At 37.3% G+C, this 21,354-nt stretch carries 14 protein-coding genes; 9 read left to right on the plus strand and 5 right to left on the minus strand.

Annotated elements, in window-relative coordinates:
- Window positions 1-74: 74 nt before the first annotated feature.
- A complete protein-coding gene (locus L659_RS0102005; protein ID WP_024589427.1) occupies window positions 75-1,781 on the plus strand; it encodes a GNAT family N-acyltransferase in 1,707 nt (568 codons plus the stop codon).
- 91 nt (window positions 1,782-1,872) lie between these two features.
- Here L659_RS0102005 and dapE read toward each other — a convergent pair whose 3' ends face one another.
- Window positions 1,873-3,057 carry a succinyl-diaminopimelate desuccinylase gene (gene dapE, locus L659_RS0102010; RefSeq protein WP_024589428.1) on the minus strand — a complete coding sequence of 395 codons (1,185 nt, stop codon included), beginning with the start codon at window positions 3,055-3,057 and terminating at the stop codon, window positions 1,873-1,875.
- A gap of 263 nt (window positions 3,058-3,320) precedes the next feature.
- Between dapE and L659_RS0102015 the strand changes: the two genes are divergently transcribed.
- Complete coding sequence (locus L659_RS0102015; RefSeq protein WP_002958218.1) at window positions 3,321-3,974, plus strand: OmpW/AlkL family protein; 654 nt, start codon at window positions 3,321-3,323, stop codon at window positions 3,972-3,974.
- Between the two features lie 81 nt (window positions 3,975-4,055).
- Here L659_RS0102015 and L659_RS0102020 read toward each other — a convergent pair whose 3' ends face one another.
- On the minus strand, window positions 4,056-4,589 hold the full coding sequence (locus L659_RS0102020; RefSeq protein WP_002958217.1) for a thioesterase family protein: 534 nt from the start codon (window positions 4,587-4,589) through the stop codon (window positions 4,056-4,058).
- 105 nt (window positions 4,590-4,694) lie between these two features.
- Here L659_RS0102020 and L659_RS0102025 point away from each other — a divergent pair, with 105 nt between their 5' ends.
- A complete protein-coding gene (locus L659_RS0102025) occupies window positions 4,695-5,189 on the plus strand; it encodes a hypothetical protein (RefSeq protein WP_024589429.1) in 495 nt (164 codons plus the stop codon).
- 28 nt (window positions 5,190-5,217) lie between these two features.
- Here L659_RS0102025 and tyrR read toward each other — a convergent pair whose 3' ends face one another.
- From tyrR to bcsE, 3 genes are all read right to left on the minus strand, one after another.
- Window positions 5,218-6,774: a transcriptional regulator TyrR gene (gene tyrR / locus L659_RS0102030; RefSeq protein WP_010555118.1), complete on the minus strand. Its 1,557-nt coding sequence runs from the start codon at window positions 6,772-6,774 to the stop codon at window positions 5,218-5,220.
- 176 nt (window positions 6,775-6,950) lie between these two features.
- Window positions 6,951-8,549, minus strand: a complete 1,599-nt coding sequence (gene bcsG / locus L659_RS0102035; RefSeq protein ID WP_024589430.1) for a cellulose biosynthesis protein BcsG — start codon at window positions 8,547-8,549, stop codon at window positions 6,951-6,953.
- A 169-nt stretch (window positions 8,550-8,718) separates the two neighbouring features.
- Window positions 8,719-10,341 carry a cellulose biosynthesis protein BcsE gene (gene bcsE, locus L659_RS0102045; RefSeq protein ID WP_024589431.1) on the minus strand — a complete coding sequence of 541 codons (1,623 nt, stop codon included), beginning with the start codon at window positions 10,339-10,341 and terminating at the stop codon, window positions 8,719-8,721.
- Window positions 10,342-10,455: 114 nt separating this feature from the next.
- On the opposite strand from bcsE, the gene bcsR reads away from it, so the two are divergent.
- Genes bcsR through L659_RS0102075 form a run of 6 tightly spaced genes read left to right on the plus strand, consistent with a single transcriptional unit; the run spans window position 10,456 to window position 21,230 of the window.
- Window positions 10,456-10,644: a BcsR/BcsP family cellulose biosynthesis protein gene (bcsR, locus tag L659_RS0102050; RefSeq protein ID WP_007581346.1), complete on the plus strand. Its 189-nt coding sequence runs from the start codon at window positions 10,456-10,458 to the stop codon at window positions 10,642-10,644.
- Window positions 10,645-10,664: 20 nt separating this feature from the next.
- Window positions 10,665-11,381: a cellulose biosynthesis protein BcsQ gene (gene bcsQ, locus L659_RS0102055; RefSeq protein ID WP_024589432.1), complete on the plus strand. Its 717-nt coding sequence runs from the start codon at window positions 10,665-10,667 to the stop codon at window positions 11,379-11,381.
- Window position 11,382: 1 nt separating this feature from the next.
- Window positions 11,383-14,052, plus strand: a complete 2,670-nt coding sequence (gene bcsA / locus L659_RS0102060) for a UDP-forming cellulose synthase catalytic subunit (protein WP_024589433.1) — start codon at window positions 11,383-11,385, stop codon at window positions 14,050-14,052.
- The gene (gene bcsB, locus L659_RS0102065) at window positions 14,045-16,291 is read left to right on the plus strand and encodes a cellulose biosynthesis cyclic di-GMP-binding regulatory protein BcsB (RefSeq protein WP_024589434.1); all 2,247 of its coding nucleotides are present in this window, start codon (window positions 14,045-14,047) and stop codon (window positions 16,289-16,291) included. Before bcsA ends, bcsB begins: the two co-directional genes overlap by 8 nt.
- The gene (bcsZ, locus tag L659_RS0102070; RefSeq protein WP_024589435.1) at window positions 16,291-17,421 is read left to right on the plus strand and encodes a cellulose synthase complex periplasmic endoglucanase BcsZ; all 1,131 of its coding nucleotides are present in this window, start codon (window positions 16,291-16,293) and stop codon (window positions 17,419-17,421) included. Before bcsB ends, bcsZ begins: the two co-directional genes overlap by 1 nt.
- Complete coding sequence (locus tag L659_RS0102075) at window positions 17,412-21,230, plus strand: cellulose synthase subunit BcsC-related outer membrane protein (protein WP_024589436.1); 3,819 nt, start codon at window positions 17,412-17,414, stop codon at window positions 21,228-21,230. Before bcsZ ends, L659_RS0102075 begins: the two co-directional genes overlap by 10 nt.
- Window positions 21,231-21,354 lie beyond the last annotated feature (124 nt).

Genomic DNA, 21,354 nt, shown 5'->3' on the forward strand with positions numbered 1-21,354 from the left:
TGCAAAGTAACTGTCACACCCTTTTTTTAATCTTACATGTATGGCGAATAGGCCAAACGGAATATGAGGTTAATATGATAAGTGTTGATAAAGTAATTGCTGCAAACTTACCACAACTAGAGAACTCTCCAAAAGTAAAAGGTTTAGTAAAAAAAGGCCTAGGCTACTTATTACATGAACAAGAGTTTGTTGCTTTTGGTGATGCCTACCCTCACCTACAAGGATTAGAATTTGTTGAACAAGTGCTCGATGAACTCAATTTTGATACGCGCTATAAACCTAAGCAGATAGAACATATTCCTAATGAGGGTAAACTTGTTATCGTTGCTAACCACCCTATTGGTTCATTAGATGCTTTAGCACTGATTAAAGTACTTTCAACTGTAAGACAGGATTTAAAAGTAGTGGCAAACCGCATGTTGATGTCGGTTACTCCAATGCACTCACTTTTACTCCCCGTAGATAACTTATCAGGCATGAGTAAGAAACAAGAGCTTAGTAATATACAAAACCATTTAAAGGATGAAGGCGCATTACTTATATTTCCGGCAGGAGAAGTATCGCGATTAGGGCCAACAGGTATTAAAGACTGCAAATGGAATAGTGGCTTTTTACGTATGGCAAAAAAAGCTAACTGCCCTATTTTACCTATTTATATTAAAGCCAAAAACAGTCCACTTTTTTATGGCACATCAATGATTTATAAACCTTTGGCAAGTTTACTATTAGTGGCCGAAATGTTTAAGCAGCGCCAAAAATCTTTAGAGTTTGAGATTGGCGCCTCTATCCCTCCTGAATCTTACTTAATAGAAAATCTTAAAGATAAAGAAGTTGTAAACCTCATCCGTAAACAGCTTTATAGGCTTACAACAAAAAAAGCACTGCCGCTAAAAACACAAACACCTATCGCTGTTCCCGAGTGCAGAAAGGAGCTAAAAAAAGCAATTGAGCAATGCCAACTACTTGGTAAAACGCAAGACGGTATGCATATTCATCTATACCAATATGCAGGTAGCTCACCTATTTTTAGAGAGTTAGGGCGCCTGAGAGAAATAGCATTTAGAGCAGTCGGTGAAGGTAGTGGTAAGCGTCGTGATATAGATAAATACGATATGGATTACCAACACCTTGTACTGTGGGACCCAATGCAGCTAGAGCTGGTAGGTGCTTATCGATTAGCCTGTGCACAACAGATAATACAAAAACATGGCCGCGAAGGTTTGTATACCGATAGCTTATTTTCTTATACCGACGCTATGACGCCCTATCTAAAACAAGGAATTGAGCTTGGTAGAAGCTTTGTACAGCCTAAATATTGGGGACGTAAGAGCCTCGACTATTTATGGTATGGCATTGGCGCTTTTATAAAAAGCTATCCACAGTACAGGTACTTGTTTGGTGCTGTAAGTGTATCAAATGCTCTACCCGAGCAAGCAAAAGCCATGCTCGTTTATTACTATCAGCATTACTATAAAAGTGGTATTGAATTAGCTACGCCTAATAATGAATTTAAATTAACTGAGCAACAGCTAACCCAGTGCAATACTCTTTTTTGCGGCAATGACGTAAAAGAAGATTTTGTAGAGTTAAAGCATGTGTTAGCTAATATGGGGGCTCAAGTCCCTACTTTATTTAAACAATACACTGAACTTTGTAAACCAGGTGGCGTGCAATTTTTAAGCTTTAGTATTGATCCCGATTTTAATAATTGTATTGATGGATTGGTATTGGTCGATCTTGAAAATGTAAAAGAAAACAAAGCCAAACGTTATTTAGAATAACCAATAATAAGAGAGTGCTTTATATTTATAAAGTACTCGATTTATATTTATAAAGTACTCGATTTATATTTATAAAGTACTCGATTTATATTTAATTATTTATAAATATCTGCTCTAGTAAAGTTGTATAAATAGCTTCAATTTTAAGTAAATCACTAATAGATACGTGTTCATTAGCTTGATGAATCGTATTGTTTCGCACACCACATTCAATAACTTGAGTATGGGGGCTGGCAAAAAATCGTCCATCTGATGTCCCTCCATTTGTACTTAGTAATGGGTAACTTGAAGTGTTTTTGTAAATAGCCTGCTCAATATGAGTAAGTAAACTCCAACCCGTATTATGGCTTGTATAATAAGGCTCGCATGGGCGTTCCCACTCAATTGTAAAATGCTCAGCAAACTTGTTTAGGGTATTCATTAATTGCGTTTTAACTGCTGCGCTACTGTAACCGTGGCTATAACGTACATTAAATGTAATCTCACAATGACTTGGCACTAAATTATCGACCACATTATTTATGTTAATTCCAGTCACTTGCAGTGTGGTTTTTGAGCTAGCCACATCGAGTAACCAGATCTGATCACTCAAGCTATTTACTATTTTTGCAGCAATATGAGCAGCATTGACTGTGTTTTGAGGATAAGCTACATGACCTGCCTTACCAGTAACTAAAATCCGAGCTGAAAGCGCACCACGACGGCCATTCTTAACCGTATCGCCAACTTGTGCCACACTTGATGGCTCCCCTACAATACAGCCATCTAATACAACACCTTGCTTGGCAAGCTTATTAACTATTTCTTGAGAACCAAATTCAGCTTCTCCCTCTTCATCTGACGTGATAAGCCAGTAAAGTGTCCCTGCTTTAGCGGATTCACTATTAATTAACTGTTTTGTGGCGCTAAGCATGGCGGCAACACCCCCTTTCATATCGGCCGCCCCTCTACCGTATATTGCATCATTGCGCACTCGCCCTTCAAAAGGAGGACTTAACCAACCGCTACTTGTTGCTGGTACTACATCAATGTGCCCTGAAAAAGCAACACATGGGCCATCTTTGAATTTTATGCAGGCAATTAAATTGGTTACACCATTTATAGTAAATTGCTCGCAACTTAACCCTAAATCCACCAATTTATCTGCAAGCCAATCAATTGCACCCGCTTGGTTAGGGGTTACTGATTCAAAGCGAATTAGTGTTTGTAAGTGCTCTACAACTTCTTTTTGAATATCCGTTGTTTTTGATTTTTTTTCGAATGCTTCTAAAAACATGTTAAACACACTTTATTATTTAATGTGCCTTTATTAAAACGTGAGTTTATTACTAAGCGATGTCAGCCTTAATACATTCATATGACTGTTGATGAAATAAATATGTCAATCTTTTCAAAAGCAGAACGACGCTAAATTTAATCTAAATCAATAAAGCATTCCACAAGGTTAAAATGTTTTTTAAACTTTGATCTAGAACAAGTTTTCATTTTTATTGCTCGGTAATAATAGCGCCAATCAAACAGTAGTTCTTGGAGAACAACATGAAAACTCAAATTAGCATCGCATTATTAACCTCTTTATTAGCACTCTCTCCAGCTGCACACGCTAACTTTAGCGTAAATGTTGGCGCTATTAACGTAAACCCTGATAATAGTAGCTCAGCAATTAATGAAGCACCTACGCTGGGCCTTAAAGGTGATTCAGATACTCAACTAGGTATCACTGTAGATTATGCATTTAACGATCAATGGGTGTTAGAACTAATAGCAGCAACACCTTTTTCACACGATGTAAATGGCGCAGGCGGCTTAGCAGGCAACAAAATTGCAGATATAAAACAGCTTCCTCCTTCTTTAGTTGCGCAATACCACTTTTTAGACACAAGTTATGCGCTAAGACCTTTTATAGGCGTAGGCATAAACTACACTGCATTTTTTGATGAGCAACCTTCTCAAGCACTTAAAGCGACGCTAGGAACAGACGATGTAGAAGTAAAATTAGATGATTCGTTTGGCTTTATGGCTCAGGTAGGTGCTAACTATAAAATTGATGCAAACTGGGGTCTACACGCCATGGTATCAATTATGGATATTGATACCGATGCCACTGTTTATGCTAATGGTGCAAAAGCACTTACATCAACTGTTGAGCTTGACCCCGTTGTTGCTATGTTCGGTGTTAGATACAGCTTTTAAAGCATATATAAAGTAGTACGTAGTTACCCAATTACAATGTGTGTTAAAAGGCCGAAAGGCCTTTTTTTTCATTTGTAGAGATTAGGGCAGGTTACTTAACTTTTTCTGCTCTAGCATTTCTTTCCAGTGCATAACTTCACTTGGCAATATAGGTGTTTGGCCATCAAAACCAGCCACTTCAAGCATTTCTTCAATACTTATAATACCTTTTTTACTTTTAAATACACCGCGTACATAAGCAATAGCATGTAAGCCTCGTTCTGAGTGAAACTTTTGCTCAATATAAAAGTATTTATGATCCCATCCAACTAGCTTAGTACTTATTGTATATCGCTGCATAGGCTTAATATCACGAATATAAGTAATAGCAGTTGCGTTAACAATCGGAAACCAGCGACGCTTCATTATTTGTTTAAGCAAGCCAACGCGCTCAGTCATCCAAGTTCGAGATAAATCCATCATCGCGAGGTAACGTGAGTTTGTTAAATGTAAATTAATGTCACAATCAGTAGGTAAAGCTTTGTAATCAATATCTACCGTATCAAGTAAATTTTGATATTGCTTGTTACGTTTAATTTTAAAAAACAATAATAAAAGTCGAATATATAAGTTCACAAAAAAGGTCTTACCAGTTAAATTTATTCGAGTGTAGCATAGCCCCTTGCGAAGACGAATATTCTACTTTAATCTTAAATCACTATTACAATAAAAAGATAACTCATGAAGTCAAAACTAAAAATTATTACTGCGCTAACTCTATTAGCGCCTAGTTATAATGCTTTTGCCGATTTTTCATTACCGGGTAAAGGCTCTGTTACTTACCCTACTGGTGTAGTTAAAGAATTTAAATTTGGTTTTGAATGGCAGCAAAAAGCTGAAAAATTCACTATTGGCTCTAAAAGTTACAATATGGAGCAGATCCCTAGCTCTTACTCGGTAGCTATAACGCTTTCAAAGGATGACAGCCAAATATGGGTGCAAGAATTTAATAATGGATTTATTGAAGAGTTTGAATGGCAAATTGGCGAACATAAGGTCACTTTAAAAAAGCAGCAATTTAGCGACCCCGTAAAAGGCGATTATGTTATTGAACTTAATGGCCGTAGCTATTTTTTCACTCGTAATAACGCCAGCATTGTAATGAACTTTAACGAAGAAGGTATCGAGACAATTGCAATTGACGGGGTAACAAAAAATATGGGCACTAAAAATTAGTCCCCATATTTTAATTTATTTATGTCAATTACACTTTTACTGTTTTTCGGTTAATACCGTAATCACGTAACTTATTAGCTACCGCGGTGTGACTTAGGCCCAATCGCTTAGCTAACTGACGTGAGCTTGGATAAGCTGGGTAGAGTTTGCGAAGTAAGGTCGCTTCAAAACGTTTAACAGCTTGATCTAGTGAGCCTTCAAAATCAGACTCTAAATACCCTAAATCATGGGTAAAAGTTGGTAACTGTAAATGCTCTACGCGAAGCTCGCTATCATCTAGTAACGACACTGCACGGTAAATTGCATTTTCCAGCTGACGAACATTTCCTGGCCACGGATACTCTTGTAAAAAGCTCAAACACTCTTGTGATAAAACAGGAATTGCATGACCATTTTGTTGCGCATATTTTTGAATAAAATGCTCTGCAAGTGGTCCTACATCTGCTTTTCTATCTCTTAGTGGTGCTATTTCTAAAGTAAGCACGTTTATACGGTAATATAAGTCTTCTCTAAAAACCCCTTCTTGTACCATTGCAGGTAAGTCTTTTTGAGTAGCGGCAACAATACGTACATTTACTTTAACTTCGTTCTCATCGCCTACTTTTCTAAACGTACCATCTTGTAAAAAACGCAGTAACTTAGTTTGTAGTTGAGTCGACATTTCGCCAACTTCATCTAAAAATACAGTTCCACCATCGGCTTGCTCTAATACACCGCGCTTTGGCGCTGCATTTTCTTCGTACCCGGCATAACCAAATAACTCAGACTCAGCAACATCATCAGGAAGTGAAGCACACGACAGTGCAATAAAAGGTTTAACAGAACGATTAGATGCGTAATGGCACGCTCTAGCTAATAACTCTTTACCTGTTCCTGTTTCACCAGTAATCAAAATAGGGGCTTCTAGTTGCGCCATTTTGCGTGCTTCGCGCACAACTCGGCGCATTGCCGTACTAAAGTTGTGAATAGTAGCGAAGCTTTCTTGCCCGTAACGTCTAAATGCACTGACTTGCTGCCCTAACCGACTTTGCGATTTAATGTTAATAACCGCACCAGCAAGCACATCACCTTCACTACCTTGAGGCACTGCAATTGGCAAAATGTCTGCAATAAAATCCTCACCAGCCACTTCAACGCGAGTGGTTTGTCCGAGTACTTCTTTACCTTCTAACCAGCGTGTAAAGTTAAAACCTTTAAGCAGGTTATTAATATTTGCACCAATCACGTCTTTTTCAATTAGCTGTAAGTCTTTACATGCTGCATCGTTACACAAACGTACCCAACCTTTGGCATCAATAGAGATAACCCCATCAGGCAATGCACGTAGTAAAGTATTTAATTCGTTGTGTTCACGCTCAGATGGTAAAAATGCAGTAGTACGCACATCGTGTACACCGTCGATTAAACGTATCGATGGCATAATTTTTTGGAATTGTTCAAATTCAATTTCGGGAAAACTAACGTACATACGACAATTTACAGAATCGACTTCAATTCCTTTCAAATCAACGCTGTAGTTAACTAATATATTAAGGATTTCTTGAGCAATACCAATTCGATCAGCACAGTGAATATCTAGACGCATACATCCTCAAAGAAGGAAAAACTATATTAGCCGAATAATACGCTAAGTCGCTTTGAGAAGGTAGCTTATTGTAAACATTTTTTGGACAAAATAGCTTTTAGAGCCAAAGGGTGGGATGTAATTAAACGAAGAAAAACAGCACTGATATCTATATTTAACTATACCAGTGCTGTTTATTAAATCTTATTATGAGAATACTTACCTTGTGGGTAAGCTGACCAATCACCACCATCTAATTGTATGAATGGTCGTTGGTTAACATACATCATTATTGTGCCTTCATTTTCAGCAACTTTAGGTGCTTTAGGTAGGTTTTCAAGTAAATTAGCAACACTATTATTCCCACCAAACACATCAGTTTGCAGCGTCTTACTTACCAGCTCTGAAAGCGCAAAGTAACTTGTTGAATCATCAACCACAATTTGCGAGTAGTTTTGTACGTCTGGGCCTATAAATTTAATCGCTACAGGTACAGACACAATTGCAGGACTAGGGATTTCACGTAACCCTGCAAATTGTACTTTATCACCTTTTAAGTTAGCGCCGTGTTCAGGCACTATCATTAACATAACGTTGCGACCACGCTTTTCTAATTTTTTTACAAATTGGTTAATATCAGCAAACAAGTTTTTATGTCTGATTGGGTATGTCTCTTTACTATTCACCCTTGGTTGATTCTCTAGCTGATTACCGTCATGTAAACTTGTGGTGTTGTAGTACATCGCACACGGCTTACAATCATCAGCTTGCTCTAACCAACCATCCAGCACAGCTTCATCTGAGTAAATAGGGCTATTATCAAAACCTCGAAGCGCCACTGGCATTGAATCGATATTAAATGGCGTGCTATCTAGGCCACCGTACTTATTTATTAAACCTTTAAACTCATCAAAATGTCCGTCGTGATTCATCACAACATTATTTTGATAACCTAGTTTTTCTAGGTTTTTAAACAAGTGACATTGTTCAGGTGCCTCTTTAAATAATGCCGTTTGACTAGTTTGGCCACAACTAGCGCGCAGTAGCCTTACCGCAGCTGGTCCGCTGTATGATGTAGCCGAGTTAAAGTCTGAAAACACCACATCAAAGTCTTTATACATATCAGTAACACTTACACCAATAGCATTTAAATCAGCAACAGCCATTGAGCATATGTTCAAAATAATTACATCAAACAGTTCACCATTTACTTGGCTTGGAAAGTGACTCATTAATAAGCTTTGTTGTTGATAAAAATCAGCTAATTTTTGATCAGGAGATTGTGCTGCCTGAGTGATCACTTGTGTTTGAGGATTACTTTGACTCTGTGTAACCGGCTCAGGGTTAGCCACATTATTAACAAATTGTGATTGAGAGTTACCCCCTTGCCATCCTACAACTAACAACCCAACGATAGTGACTGTTGTAAAGCGTATCCATTGCGATGTATACCAAAAACACACACTAATTACGAACAAAGCCAATAACATATCAATGTTAATAACACGGGTTAATAACTCAATAAAATAACCAAAACTAAAATCTTGAACGTTACCCGCTTGTTTAGTCAACCTGTTTATTGGTGGCAACCATGAGTCTTGGTAAAGTAATACCACAGCAAACACAGCACCTACTATATGTTTTGCCTTCTCTATTAATGGCTGTTTAAATTTAATCGCAAGCAACGCAGCAAAAGCCGCATTAGTTAATACGTTAAAATCAATTGCACCATAATAAAACAGAGCAAACTTAACTAAAAAATAAAGGTTCCAAACCCCTAAACCTGATAATTTCACTTCTTATCCTTTTTTACTGTATTTGGTGTATAAGGCTCTAGTACTTCATGTTTAAAAGTAAGCTTATAATAATATTTTGTTATTTGAGATAAAATGTATTTGCCTAGCATACAAAGCACCGCGCCAAGCACCATTGCAAGAAACACGGTAATTAAAAGCTGATTCATACTCATAAGTTATCTCTTAATTTCATTATAAAAGGCTTAGCATCTGGGCGGCTTTTGCTAGAAAATTCAGGTGTGTTAATATTTTCAGTAACGCTGTTTGCTATATCAGGTGCAAATTTATAGCTATCATTCTCGGCAAGTTTTTGCGAGAAATCTACAACACTCTTACCTTTATAAAAACGCCTTAATTGTTTACATTCTTGTTGAATGTAAAAGTGATCAGAAATTACATTTTGCTGTACAAAAAAATCGCTTGTTTTTAATTTAAACAAATGCTTAATCGCATTATCAACGTCATTCTCTCTACAAGCATGCAAATATAAATAAACTGTATTATCTGCAATACTAAATACATCACCTTCGCGTTTAATATGAAATAAATGCAAAGGGTGTATTGGGTCGATTCGTGGCAGTAATTCAAGCTTTACTAGCACACCACTCACACCTAAATTAACGGCTGAGTCACTATGAATTTCTACTTGTTTTGTAAACTCAATGAAAGGTAAATATCCTTTCGAAAAAGTGTTTTCAGTGTATTTCAATACGTCCTCAACTGAGGGAGGTAAAGGCCTAGAAAACTGAAAACCTTGAATAGATTGAATTTGTGAGAGCAACCGAGAAGGCTCTGAAAAGCTATATAGAATAAGGTTTACACCCAATGTTAAAAATAAACATTCATCTTGATGGCGAATAACACCATCAACATTTTGAATAACAAGCTTTAACCAGCGCCCACAGTTTTTTCTAAGTTCAAAACACTGCTTACCTAATAACGCTAAATCAGTGTAGCGCGTTACTGCAAAAATTAAGGTGGCTGCTTCTACCTTTGGTCCTTTATTAAATAAGTCATTATTATCTTTTACACTTTTATAGTGCATTGGTAATTTAGTACCTTCGGGCACCGCACTTTGCACAAGCCAAACATCGTCTTCATCGGAAAAGTCTGAACTTTTAGGTGCTTTGCTCTCGCTTATTATTCCCTTTTGAACAACAAACTGATTATTACTTAATAATAACGGGTAATGTTCACCAGCAATAACACCCGTGCTATGGCGCCAATAATCATATTCAAGAACTCGCATTGCAGAATCATTATCAACAAAAACCAGCCCATCAAATACATTATTTAATCGTCTAACTAAAAAACGGTAGTTAGCAATATCAGGCCCAGATATTAAAAATAGTAATGTAGCTCCGGTACGACGAACAAAATCGTTGTACTCATTCATCATCAGTTTCAAGCTTTTTTCGCCAGCGCTGTTTAACTGTGTTGTATTAAAATGGACAAAAATGAGCGCTTCGTTTAGACGTTTATAAGCACTTATCTCTTTTATAATACCTGAATTGATTCGCTCAATTGAATAGTGTTGTGTTTCTGGGGCCAACGAAAAAGGATGTACTCGATTATGTTCATAAGCATAATTTAACGATGCAGAAAAAGAAGAATCAAAAAATGATTCAGCCTCTTGAGAAACTATATATATATCATTAGCTAAACTTTGGTTAATTGAATGTAACGCTAATTCGATTGCAAAATTATCTAAAGGGGCTAAAACAGCATAACTTGAAGCCGATTTTAACTCTTTTGCAGCAGGCTCTAATCCCGTTATGTTAAAGTTATGCACTTAAAATGCCCTATAAAAAATACTTTTTTACTAGTTTTAACCGTTATTCTATATATAATAGCCAAATATTGTCCACTTTTAATCAAAATAATTAAAGTAACTGTAAAGGTAAAGATGAACAACTTAACATCTAAAAACTCACAAACGTTAACATCGAGTGATATAGAAAACCTTACACTGCGTTTTGGTGGAAAGAGTGATGACTACATAGAAATTGTAAACAAGCAGCAAAATAATAATACAATTAATAAATACGCATTGCTTAAAGAGATAAACAACGAACTAAACACATACACTAGTTAAACTAAGGATAGGTAACCCCGTTGCAAAGAGTTTTCATTAAAGGTATCAAAGGCGGTTTAGGCAGCACTTCTGTAGTTGCCAATCTTGCATGCGTGCTAAAAAAGTCTGACGTTGACGTTGTTGCTATCGATTTAGATGCAAAAAGTGACTTAGGTTTACATTTTGGTTTACCGTGGAAATACACCAAAGGCTGGAGTAATGAAGTGCACTTTGAAGATGCACTTACGCATTTTCACCAAGATAACGATGGCATTATATTTTTACCATTTGGCGATAACGACGACACTAGCACCGATAACATCACTAAAACGGTCAATAAATGCAAAAACCTAAATTATAACAACGAAGCTTGGATACTTTTTGACTGCCCTTCACATATTAACCTTTCTCACTACCCATTAGAGAAAGACGATATTGTAATTGAACTTGTTAATTGCGACGCTATTTGTCACAGCTTAATTTATAGGCGCCTGCAAAAACTTAAAAATTCAGATACCAATTGGAAACATTACTTTTTAGTTAACCGCTATAACTCTGCATCAACGCTAGAATTTGACTTATTTTCCCTATGGCAATCGACACTTCCCCTTATGGCTCCCTTTTTTATTAACAGTGACGAAGTTATTAAAGAGTCAACCGCATACAGAAATGTAGCACTTAACTGCGCGCCATATAGTGTCGCAAACGATGACTTTGAAACACTAGCTGGTTGGCTAGTTAGTAAAGCGACCTTATAAAATGAGCATTACACTATTTTATCAGCGCCCTATTCACAGCACTTTATACTTGCTGCTGAGCATTTTATTTACTGATAAGTTAGTTCGGTACATTTTATTTAAGTTTCATAGCTACTTTAATCAACATAAAGTAAATGTAATTGAAGCTTTCTTAATGCCTTTTATTACGCTTTTAAGCTCGCTATTTATAAACATTAAACAGCATAAAATCAGCTTTGAGTTTACCCTTTATAACTACTACCCTCATTTAAGGCTGCCTTACCGAACCTATATTTACTCCAATATATTACGCTTTATTATTCAAAGTGTTTTTTTAGTGTTTTTTAAAAATCAGCTTAAATCTAGTTCAGTAAAAGAAGATGCAGTTAATTATTTTTATGATGGCGTTAGCTACCTTTTAAGGCAATTACGTTGGTTTGATTTAAAGTTAGGTAAATTATTAAAACGCCTACTATCAAAAAATAAAAAAGGCCCTAAAAAAAGTGCATTTAAAGCCATGGCTGATGCACGTGTATGGCAAAATAAATTAGTTAAATACGTCATCCTCGCGTTTATTTTATTTTTATTAGCAATATTCATTACAATTCCTTTTAGCTTGGAAGCTCAAGCCGTATTTATAAGCTTTATTTTATTAGTTGCGTATGCACTTAAACGAGTAAAAGGCCAAATGGCAACCATTGTCATGATCACCCTGTCAGTAACTACCTCTTCTCGTTACTTATGGTGGCGTTACACTGAGACTTTAAACTGGGATGATCCGCTTGCACTTGCACTAGGTGGCGGTTTACTACTTGCTGAAACGTATGCATGGCTTGTACTGATTTTAGGTTTTTTTCAAACAGTTAATCCGCTTGAGCGAAAACCAGTGCCTTTACCTAAAGACACTGACCTATGGCCAACTGTTGATGTATATATTCCAACTTATAACGAGCCGTTAAGCGTTGTAAGACCCACTACTCTCGCTGCTTTAAGTATCGATTGGCCTGCAGACAAGTTAAATGTTTATATATTAGATGATGGTAAGCGCTCAGAGTTTAAGGATTTTGCAGCCGAGATTGGAGTGGGTTATTTAGCGCGTTCGGATAACAATCATGCTAAAGCCGGTAATATGAATAGCGCTATGCGTTATACCGATGGCGAATATATCGCAATTTTTGATTGTGACCACGTTCCTGCTCGCTCGTTCTTACAAATGACAATGGGACAGTTTTTAAAAGACAGTAAAGTGTGTTTGGTCCAAACACCGCATCACTTTTTTTCTGCCGATCCATTTGAGCGAAATCTTAATAACCACAGTCAAATCCCTAACGAAAACATGTTGTTTTATGGATTGATTCAAGATGGTAACGACATGTGGGATGCAACCTTCTTTTGTGGTTCTTGTGCCGTATTAAAACGAGAAGCGCTTGATAACATTGGTGGTTTTGCATTTGAAACAGTAACTGAGGATGCTCACACGGCCCTTCGTATGCAGCGCGCAGGTTATAAAACTGCATATATAAACATCCCACAAGCCGCAGGCCTTGCTACCGACAGCTTGTCAGCGCATATAGGCCAACGTATTCGCTGGGCGCGTGGTATGGCACAAATATTTAGGCTTGATAACCCATTGATGGGTAAAGGTTTAAGCATCCCTCAACGATTATGCTATATAAACGCAATGCTGCATTTCCTATCGGGTATTCCTCGTATTGTATTTTTAACAGCTCCTTTGGCGCTAATATATTTTAATGCCTACATAATTTATGCTCCTTTTATTGCTATTTTTATCTATGTGGTACCGACACTAATTCAAATAAAAGCGACTAACTCACGCATTCAAGGTAAATACCGTTACTCCTTCTGGGGTGAAGTGTATGAGTCAGTACTTGCTTGGTACATATTAAAACCAACTACCGTTGCTTTATTTAATCCTAATAAAGGTAAATTTAACGTAACCGAAAAAGGCGGTTTAAATGATGAAGAGCATTACGACTGGGGGATTTCTAAACCGTATTTAATTCTCTTACTTATTAACTTACTTGGAATAATAGTGGGTGTATTACGTCTGTTTTTAGGTGATTCAAGCCAGATTGGCGTACTTATAATAAGTATGGGTTGGGCTTTTTATAATATTATTATTTTGGGTGCTGCGGTTGCGGTTGCTGCTGAGGCTCGCCAAGTGAGGCACTCGCATCGTATAAAGGCAAACTTTCCTGCCGGCGTTCGTTTAGCAAATGGCCATACTTTAAAAGTAAAAATAACGGATTATTCAGATAACGGTGTAGGTATAGAGACTGAACACGCACATTTATGCCGCGTTAACGATAAAATTGAATTATTAATGAGTCGCGGTAACAAGCAATTTTCGTTTACAACGTATGTATGTAATACCCGTAAAAAACAAATTGGCCTTACACTTAAAGATTTATCCCTCGAAAAGCAAAGAGCTTTTATACAATGTACTTTCTCCAGAGCAGATGCTTGGCTAGATTGGCAAAATAACTTTAGACATGACCGTCCATCGTATAGCTTCAAAGAAGTGCAAAAAACCAGTTTACGGGGCTTTAGTAATTTATTGTTTCATGCCCCAAGAGCGTTACAACCTATAATTAAGTTTATGACTAATACTGTCATTTACATAAATTCATTTACTCCAAAAAAACCGATAGTGCATAATAATTATGATTAAAAAGTTACTTAATACATTTCTAACATTGTTACTTATTAGTAGCGCATATCAAGTGCTCGCTATCGAGCCTATGCACGACAAAACTATGTTTGTAAATGGCTACCCTGAGAGCGCTCAGGTTTCTAGTTTACGTCTTAGCTTTGAAAAGTTAGGGTTCAACGACTATAAACTCGACGGCGTGAATAATAATTCTCGAGTCGATTTCACAAATAGAATTGATAAATTAAGCACTAATCTAAAGCTTAACTTTTCGTACACCAACTCACCTTCATTGCTGGCTAATGTATCGCATTTAAAAGTTTATTTTAACGATAACTTAGTTACTGTTTTACCTATTAATGAGCAATTAAGTATTGTAAAAAATACGGTAAGTCATAGCCTAGACCTAAATGCTAAATACATCCAAGACTACAACCAAATTCGCTTTGAACTAGTTGGCTACTACGACTTACGATGCCAAGATTACTTTAGCCGCTCAATTTGGACTGAAATAAACAAATCAAGCCACATCACGCTTGATCAAAAACAGTTAGCAATTGATAGCCGCCTTGAATATTTACCAGAACCATTTTTTGATGCTAAAGATTACAACAAATTAAACTTACCTTTTGTATTTGCAAGCACACCTAATACACAAGCAATAGAAGCTGCAGCCACTTTATCTAGTTGGTTTGGCGCACAAGCTGACTGGCGTGGCGCTAACTTTCCAGTCGTTTTAAATAAAGCACCAGAGCAGCATAGTGTGGTGTTTATTACTAATGACTCAAAACCTGATTTTTTAAAAGATTATCCAGATGTTGAAAAGCCAACCGTCGAGCTAATTTCAAGCCCTATTCACAGATACAATAAAATGCTGTTAATTTTGGGGCGTGACGAAAAAGACTTAAAAACAGCGGTCACTGGTCTTGTATTTGGTCATAAAATTATGACTGGCCGAAGTGCAAGCATCGAGGCTATTAACAAACTCCCACTGCGTAAAGCTTATGATGCGCCGAGATGGCTAAGAAACGATCGTCCCGTGCACTTTGACGAGCTTATTGACTACCCAACTCAGTTACAAGCTGAGGGTCTTAACAACGGCCCTATAAAATTAAATGTTCGTTTTGCACCTGATTTATTTACTTGGCGTGAAAAAGGTATTCCTATTACTTTGCAATACCGTAATACGCCAGAGAGCGAAACATTAAATTCACGTTTAAACATGTTAATAAACCAAGAATTTATAAGTGGTTTTTTACTTGATAAAAAAGACACATCGTTAACTACCGCTAAAACGTTGCTGCCTTTAATTGCTAATACAGACACAACGCAAAGCGCTGAAGACTTTTCATTAGACGGTATTAATCTTGCCAGCCGAAATGAGTTAAATTTTGACTTTAGATTTGCAGTACTTAAAAAAGGCGAATGTGCCGTTGCTCCACCTGGTGGCGAGTACGGGGTAATTGATGGAAACTCTAACATTGATGTAAGTGGGTTTGACCATTACATGGCTCTGCCTGATTTAAATGTATTTGCAAACAGCGGATTCCCATTTACAAAATACGCAGACTTACAACAAACTTTAGTATTGATAGATGAAGTTCCATCACCTAAAGCACTATCTGTATTGTTTAATTTAACAGGCCACTTTGGTGCTATTACAGGCTACCCCGCTCATAGAATAAGTGTTGCTCATTTAAATCAAGATGCCAACTTAGATGATAAAGATATCTTAGTTATCGCAAAACCTAATAGCATTGCTAATAACTTAGATGAAGATGCGCAAACCAATATCCTGCTTGATAATAATCAGCGCGCTATAAAACAAGCCATATACAATGGTGCTTACGATGAGCAGACAACAGATAAAGTCCAAGTAAGTATAAAAAGTAGTGGTGATATGGCCGTTATTACTGGCTTTCAATCACCGTTTGATTCAGAGCGTTCAATTGTATCGCTTAGTGCAACATCACAAAAAGCCTTTACTCTACTAGATGATGCGTTAATGAGTTCAGAAGCTCTTGCGCAAATTAAAGGAAGTGCTGCAGTCATAAATTCTCAAGGCATTAAGACAATTAAAACTGATGAGCAATATTTTGTTGGTCACATTCCTGTGCATACCCTAATTTGGTTCCATTTATCGGATCACCCATTTGTACTGGCACTATTGTCTATTTTAACACTACTGCTGATCTCATTTATTATATGGCGATTACTACAAGCATTAACATACAAGCGATTAGCTGAAGGAGATAAGTAATGAAGTCACTCATTAATGTATTTTTTACCGTGATTGCATTATTTACCTTTAATGCCAATGCACAAATAGAGCAATGCCAACCATGGGATGCATGGCAAACGTTTAAAAGTAACTTTATAAGCCAAGATGGTCGCGTTATTGATTTGGGGAGTGAGCAAAAAGTCACAACCTCTGAAGGCCAATCTTATGCCTTATTTTTTGCTGTCGTAGCAAATGACAAAGCAATGTTTGACCTAGTCCTGGATTGGACGCAAGAACATTTGTCAGAGGGTGATTTAAGCACTCGTTTACCGGCATGGCAATGGGGTGTTAACAATCAAAATGTTGGCGGAATTTTAGATTCAAATCCAGCGTCTGATTCTGACTTATGGATAGCATATAGTTTATCGCAAGCTGCTATTCTTTGGGATGACCGCCGCTACAGCATATTAGCAGCCGTACTTGCACAACGGATAATGCGTGAAGAAACCGCCTATATTTCGGGCCTAGGTTTATCATTACTACCCGCCCCTACTGGTTTTGAATTTGATAATGAGCGTTTTAAGTTAAACCCAAGCTACTCACCGTTATTTATTTATCAGCAGTTTAAAAAGCTTTATCCACACTCGCCTTGGCATCAACTGCACGAAGGCTCAGCAAAGTTGATTTTAGATACAGCAAAGCAAGGTGTTAGCCCTGACTGGGTAATGTTTGATGCAGATAACGGCTTTTACTACGATAAAAAAACGAGCGACTTGGGCAGTTACAACGCTATTAGAGTATATTTATGGGCAAGTATGATGGCAGACAACGCACCTTATAAAAAAGAGCTATTAGCGCAATTTAACCCTTTTATAGAAACAATTAATAAACGTGGTTACGTGCCTTTAAATACTTTTGCTAAATCAGGAAAATCTGAAAAAAGAGGCCCTCTAGGCTTTAACTCAGCTCTATTACCTTTACTAGCGACTAATAACGATAATTCTACAGTAATGGCTATTCAGCAAAAACTAATGATTGATAAATCATTTACCCAGACTCGTTATTACGACAGCGTACTTAACTTGTTTGGTGCAAGTGCTTTAAATAAACGTTTTTCAATTACAGCAGATGGGACGCTACAACCGGTATGGAGCACTGAATGCCGTTAAGGTTTGCCCTCGCTTGCACATTAGCGCTTAGCTCTGGATTAAGCGCTAACACAGTCAACGATATTGATACGCAATCTGTTGATTGGTTACTAAGCCAAATAGGTATTGGTGAAGCACAGCAAAATAAAAAACTAGTTGAAGATAGCTTGCGAAAGCTAGTCGCTATTGCCCCTGCCCGAATAGAAACACAGTGCGCAGTAGCGCGTTATAATTTTGCCAATGGCGAATCAGTGAAAGCCAACCAATTATTAAGCAAAATAGATAACGGACTCACTAAGCAAGCCCCTTGTGTTGAAAAACTTAAAATACTCTCTCGTATTGAGGGTAAAGATAAATCTTTAATTCATGAAGCTAGGCTACTTTCTCGAGCTGGACGTTATGAACAAGCCCGTGAAATATACAATAAAATATTTAAAAACACCTACCCTACACTTAATTACGAGCTTGAGCATTTAAGCTGGTATGGGCAAGACAGCGACCAATGGAAAAGTGTTAAAAAAGGCTATGAAAAGTTATTAAAAAGCTATTCTAATATCGCTCAAGTAGAAATACCTTATGCTCGCCATTTACTGAGGAAAAACCCAGCAAATAATAAAGCTTTAGATATTTTAAGTAATTACGGAACTAGCCCTTCTTTTATTAATGAAGTTGAGTTTATTTGGCTTGCAACTCTTAAGAGCATGGATCTTACTCAAAATACAGTTGAGCAATACCAACGATACTTCTCTGTGTACCCATTTAGTAGTAAAGGTAAGTTACAATACGAAGATTTCCAACGAGATTTTAAAGTAAGGCAAGCATTACTTGCCGATCCTGCGTATCAGCTTTGGCTTAAAGGTGATCGTTTACTTAATAATAAAAAATTAAAAGAAGCTGAGCCCCTACTATTAAATGCTTTAAAAGGGCGGCTAACCGATAAAGAAGTTATGCGCAGCTTAGGGTATTTGTATTTAGCGAAAAGCGACTACAAAAAATCTTATTACTATTTTTTTACCGCGCAAAAATATACACCTAATTTTGATGAGCGTGAAGGACTTAAAGAACTCGCGACAGTTGCGAAGTTTTGGCTGTATATGTCTGAAATGGAAGATGCTATAGAGCAATCTGATTTTAAAACAGCACAATTAAAACTAAATCTAGCTGAGCAATTAAATCATGACCAAGAAGCTTTTCTTTATAACAAAGGCCTATTATTAGTAGCTCAAGGAGATTACACACAAGCTGCTACCGCCTATCAAGCTACCCTAAAAACCAATCCTTTATATGAAAATGCCTTACTTGGCTTATTAAATATCGCGCAACTAGATCAAAACCAAAAATCAATTCGCAACTTTTATAATTCATTAAATGCAAAGCAACGAGATTTAATCTACCCCTCATATGCACTAGCTACCAGTAATACTCTAAGAGATAAAGCAAGTCAGTATACTAATGGTGGAGAGCTAGAAAAAGCAGAAGAATTACTTAAGCAAGCTATTGAGCTTTCACCTGAGCAACCTTGGTTATATTACGATTTAGCTTTTATATACCAACAAAAAGGCCTCACTCAACAAGCACGTGATTTATTTAATAATGTATTGTGGCAATTTCCGCTAAACCCCCAAATTAGATATAGCCATGCTTTATTTTTGCGCTCTATAAATGATTATGAAGGTGCTTTAGATACACTTAAATATATTCCTTTTAAAAATCGAGATACAGATATTATTGCTTTAGAGCAGCAATTGTTGCTTAACGAGTCTCTTACGCAAAGTCAGCAATATCTTGATTTAAAAAATAAATCTGTCGCTATCTACCATTTAAGTAACTTAGAAGCAAGAGAGCTAACACCTGAAATGCAAGCTGAGCTTTCTAATAGTTGGTACAAAATTGATGAAAAACGACATGCTCTTAAATTACTTTCAAGTGCCCTTTCATCTGACTCATCTTTGTCGCCTTATTGGCACCTTTTACAAGGCCAGTGGATACTAGAGCAAGGTAACCAAGTTGAAATAAAACGCTGGTTTGAGGGTTACGTGTTACCAGAAAGCGCTTCTGAAAACGAAACGGCTCAATATGTTCAGTTACAAAATAACTACCTAAACCAGTTTTACACTGGCAGTGATTTAATTGCTAAGCTCAATCAGCTTGATCAAAAATATAAAGATATTCCAGCAACAACTACTGCCCTTATTAATGCAAATTTAGCGCTAGAACAATATGAAGCGGCCGTTATTTTGTATCAGCAAAAAGTACAAAATAAACAAACCATAGAGCCTCAAGCACTACTCGCTATTGCTAATGCATACATAGAACTTGGAGACGACTTTCAAGCAAAAGAAGTTACGCAAAAAGCGATAGCGCAAACCACATCGCAAGAGGGTTATTTGCAACGCCAAATCATGTCATCTCTCAATGAGTTTAATTACTCTGGAGACGCACTTTATTTAGCTAAGCAACTTGTTGAAAAGTCACCCAACGATCAAGAACTACGTTATTTAGGCGCTCAAGTAGCCAGCAAATTCAACGAAACCGAACAAGCACAATCTTGGTACGCACAAACCCTGTCACCTAATCGTACTTTAAACGAAAAAGAGCTTTACGGAGCTCTTTTAAAAATAGATGAAAACGATGAATGGTATGTAAACGGTGCTAAACGTGAGCTAATAAACGAGCAAAACAAAAACCAAGCATACATTGCCATGGGTGTTAACTTTAGTGGGCAAACAAGTACCGAAAGTGAAGCAACACTTGGTGCGGGCTTAGTACCGATTGAAGCTTACTTTCCACTTTGGCAAGGCCAAGGATTTATTAAAGTAGACCCGACTACTATTAGCGCACAAACAACTCGCTTTGATGAGCAGTTCGCTGGTAGTCGCTACGGACAAGGTGCTTTATGTATTTTCACTTGTTCAGTCGATGAAGTGACACCAGAGGAAAGTGGTGTAGATATAGGTATTGGTTGGCAAAACGAAAACTGGCGTGTAGATGTAGGCACTACTCCACTTGGCTTTTTAATTGAAGATATTGTATGGGGTGTAAATTACGCAGACAGTTTTGGCGACTTTGGATACAGCCTAGAACTTGAAAAACGCCCAGTTACAAATTCAGTGCTTTCTTATGCGGGCTTAAAAGATGTAAATACAGGTGAAGTTTGGGGGGGCGTACGCTCTACAGGCCTAACAGCTAATTTATCGCACGACTTAGGCGGAAAATGGGGTTTTTGGTCAAGCGCCGACTTTACCCTGTATAAAGGCCAAAATGTAAAAGACAACCAACGCTATCGTATGATGGGCGGTACTTATTACCGTATAATTAGCAATCAAGAGCGTGAATTTACCGCAGGCGCTAGCTTATTGCATTGGGCATACAAGTATAATTTAAGTGAAGAAACATGGGGCCATGGTGGTTATTACAGCCCACAAAACTATGTAGGTTTATCTGTGCCACTCACTTATGACGCGCGTTGGGGCGATGATTTTGTTTATCGATTAAAAACCGGTGTTTCGTACTCGCAAACAAAAACTCAATCTATTGATTTCTTCCCTAATGATAGCGATTTGCAAATAGCTGCATATGATAGAGAGTCAATAACAGGTGTTGATCCTGTATTTGAAGGTGAAACAAGTTCTGGTGTTTCATATAATCTTGAAGGTAGTTTTGAGTATAGAATAACGCCGAATTGGTTCTTTGGTGGTTACTTAGCCATCGATCGTTCTGACTTTTACGAACCAAATTTTGGTCAGCTTTATATACGTTACTACTTTAATCCTGTGTACGGAACACTTGAGTTTCCAGGCACCCCTATTGTTCCTTATGCTGAGTTCTAACTTGGCATAAGGTGATACACCGAGCAATACTTCCCCTAGCACTAAGGTATATGTATACTTGAGCGCAATTGTAACTAGGATAAGGGTGTGTCTCTTACCTTGTGGTGTTACTGCCATATAGCAA

The sequence above is a fragment of the Pseudoalteromonas sp. S8-8 genome (genome assembly GCF_000497875.1).
GTDB classification, from domain to species: Bacteria; Pseudomonadota; Gammaproteobacteria; order Enterobacterales; family Alteromonadaceae; genus Pseudoalteromonas; species Pseudoalteromonas arctica.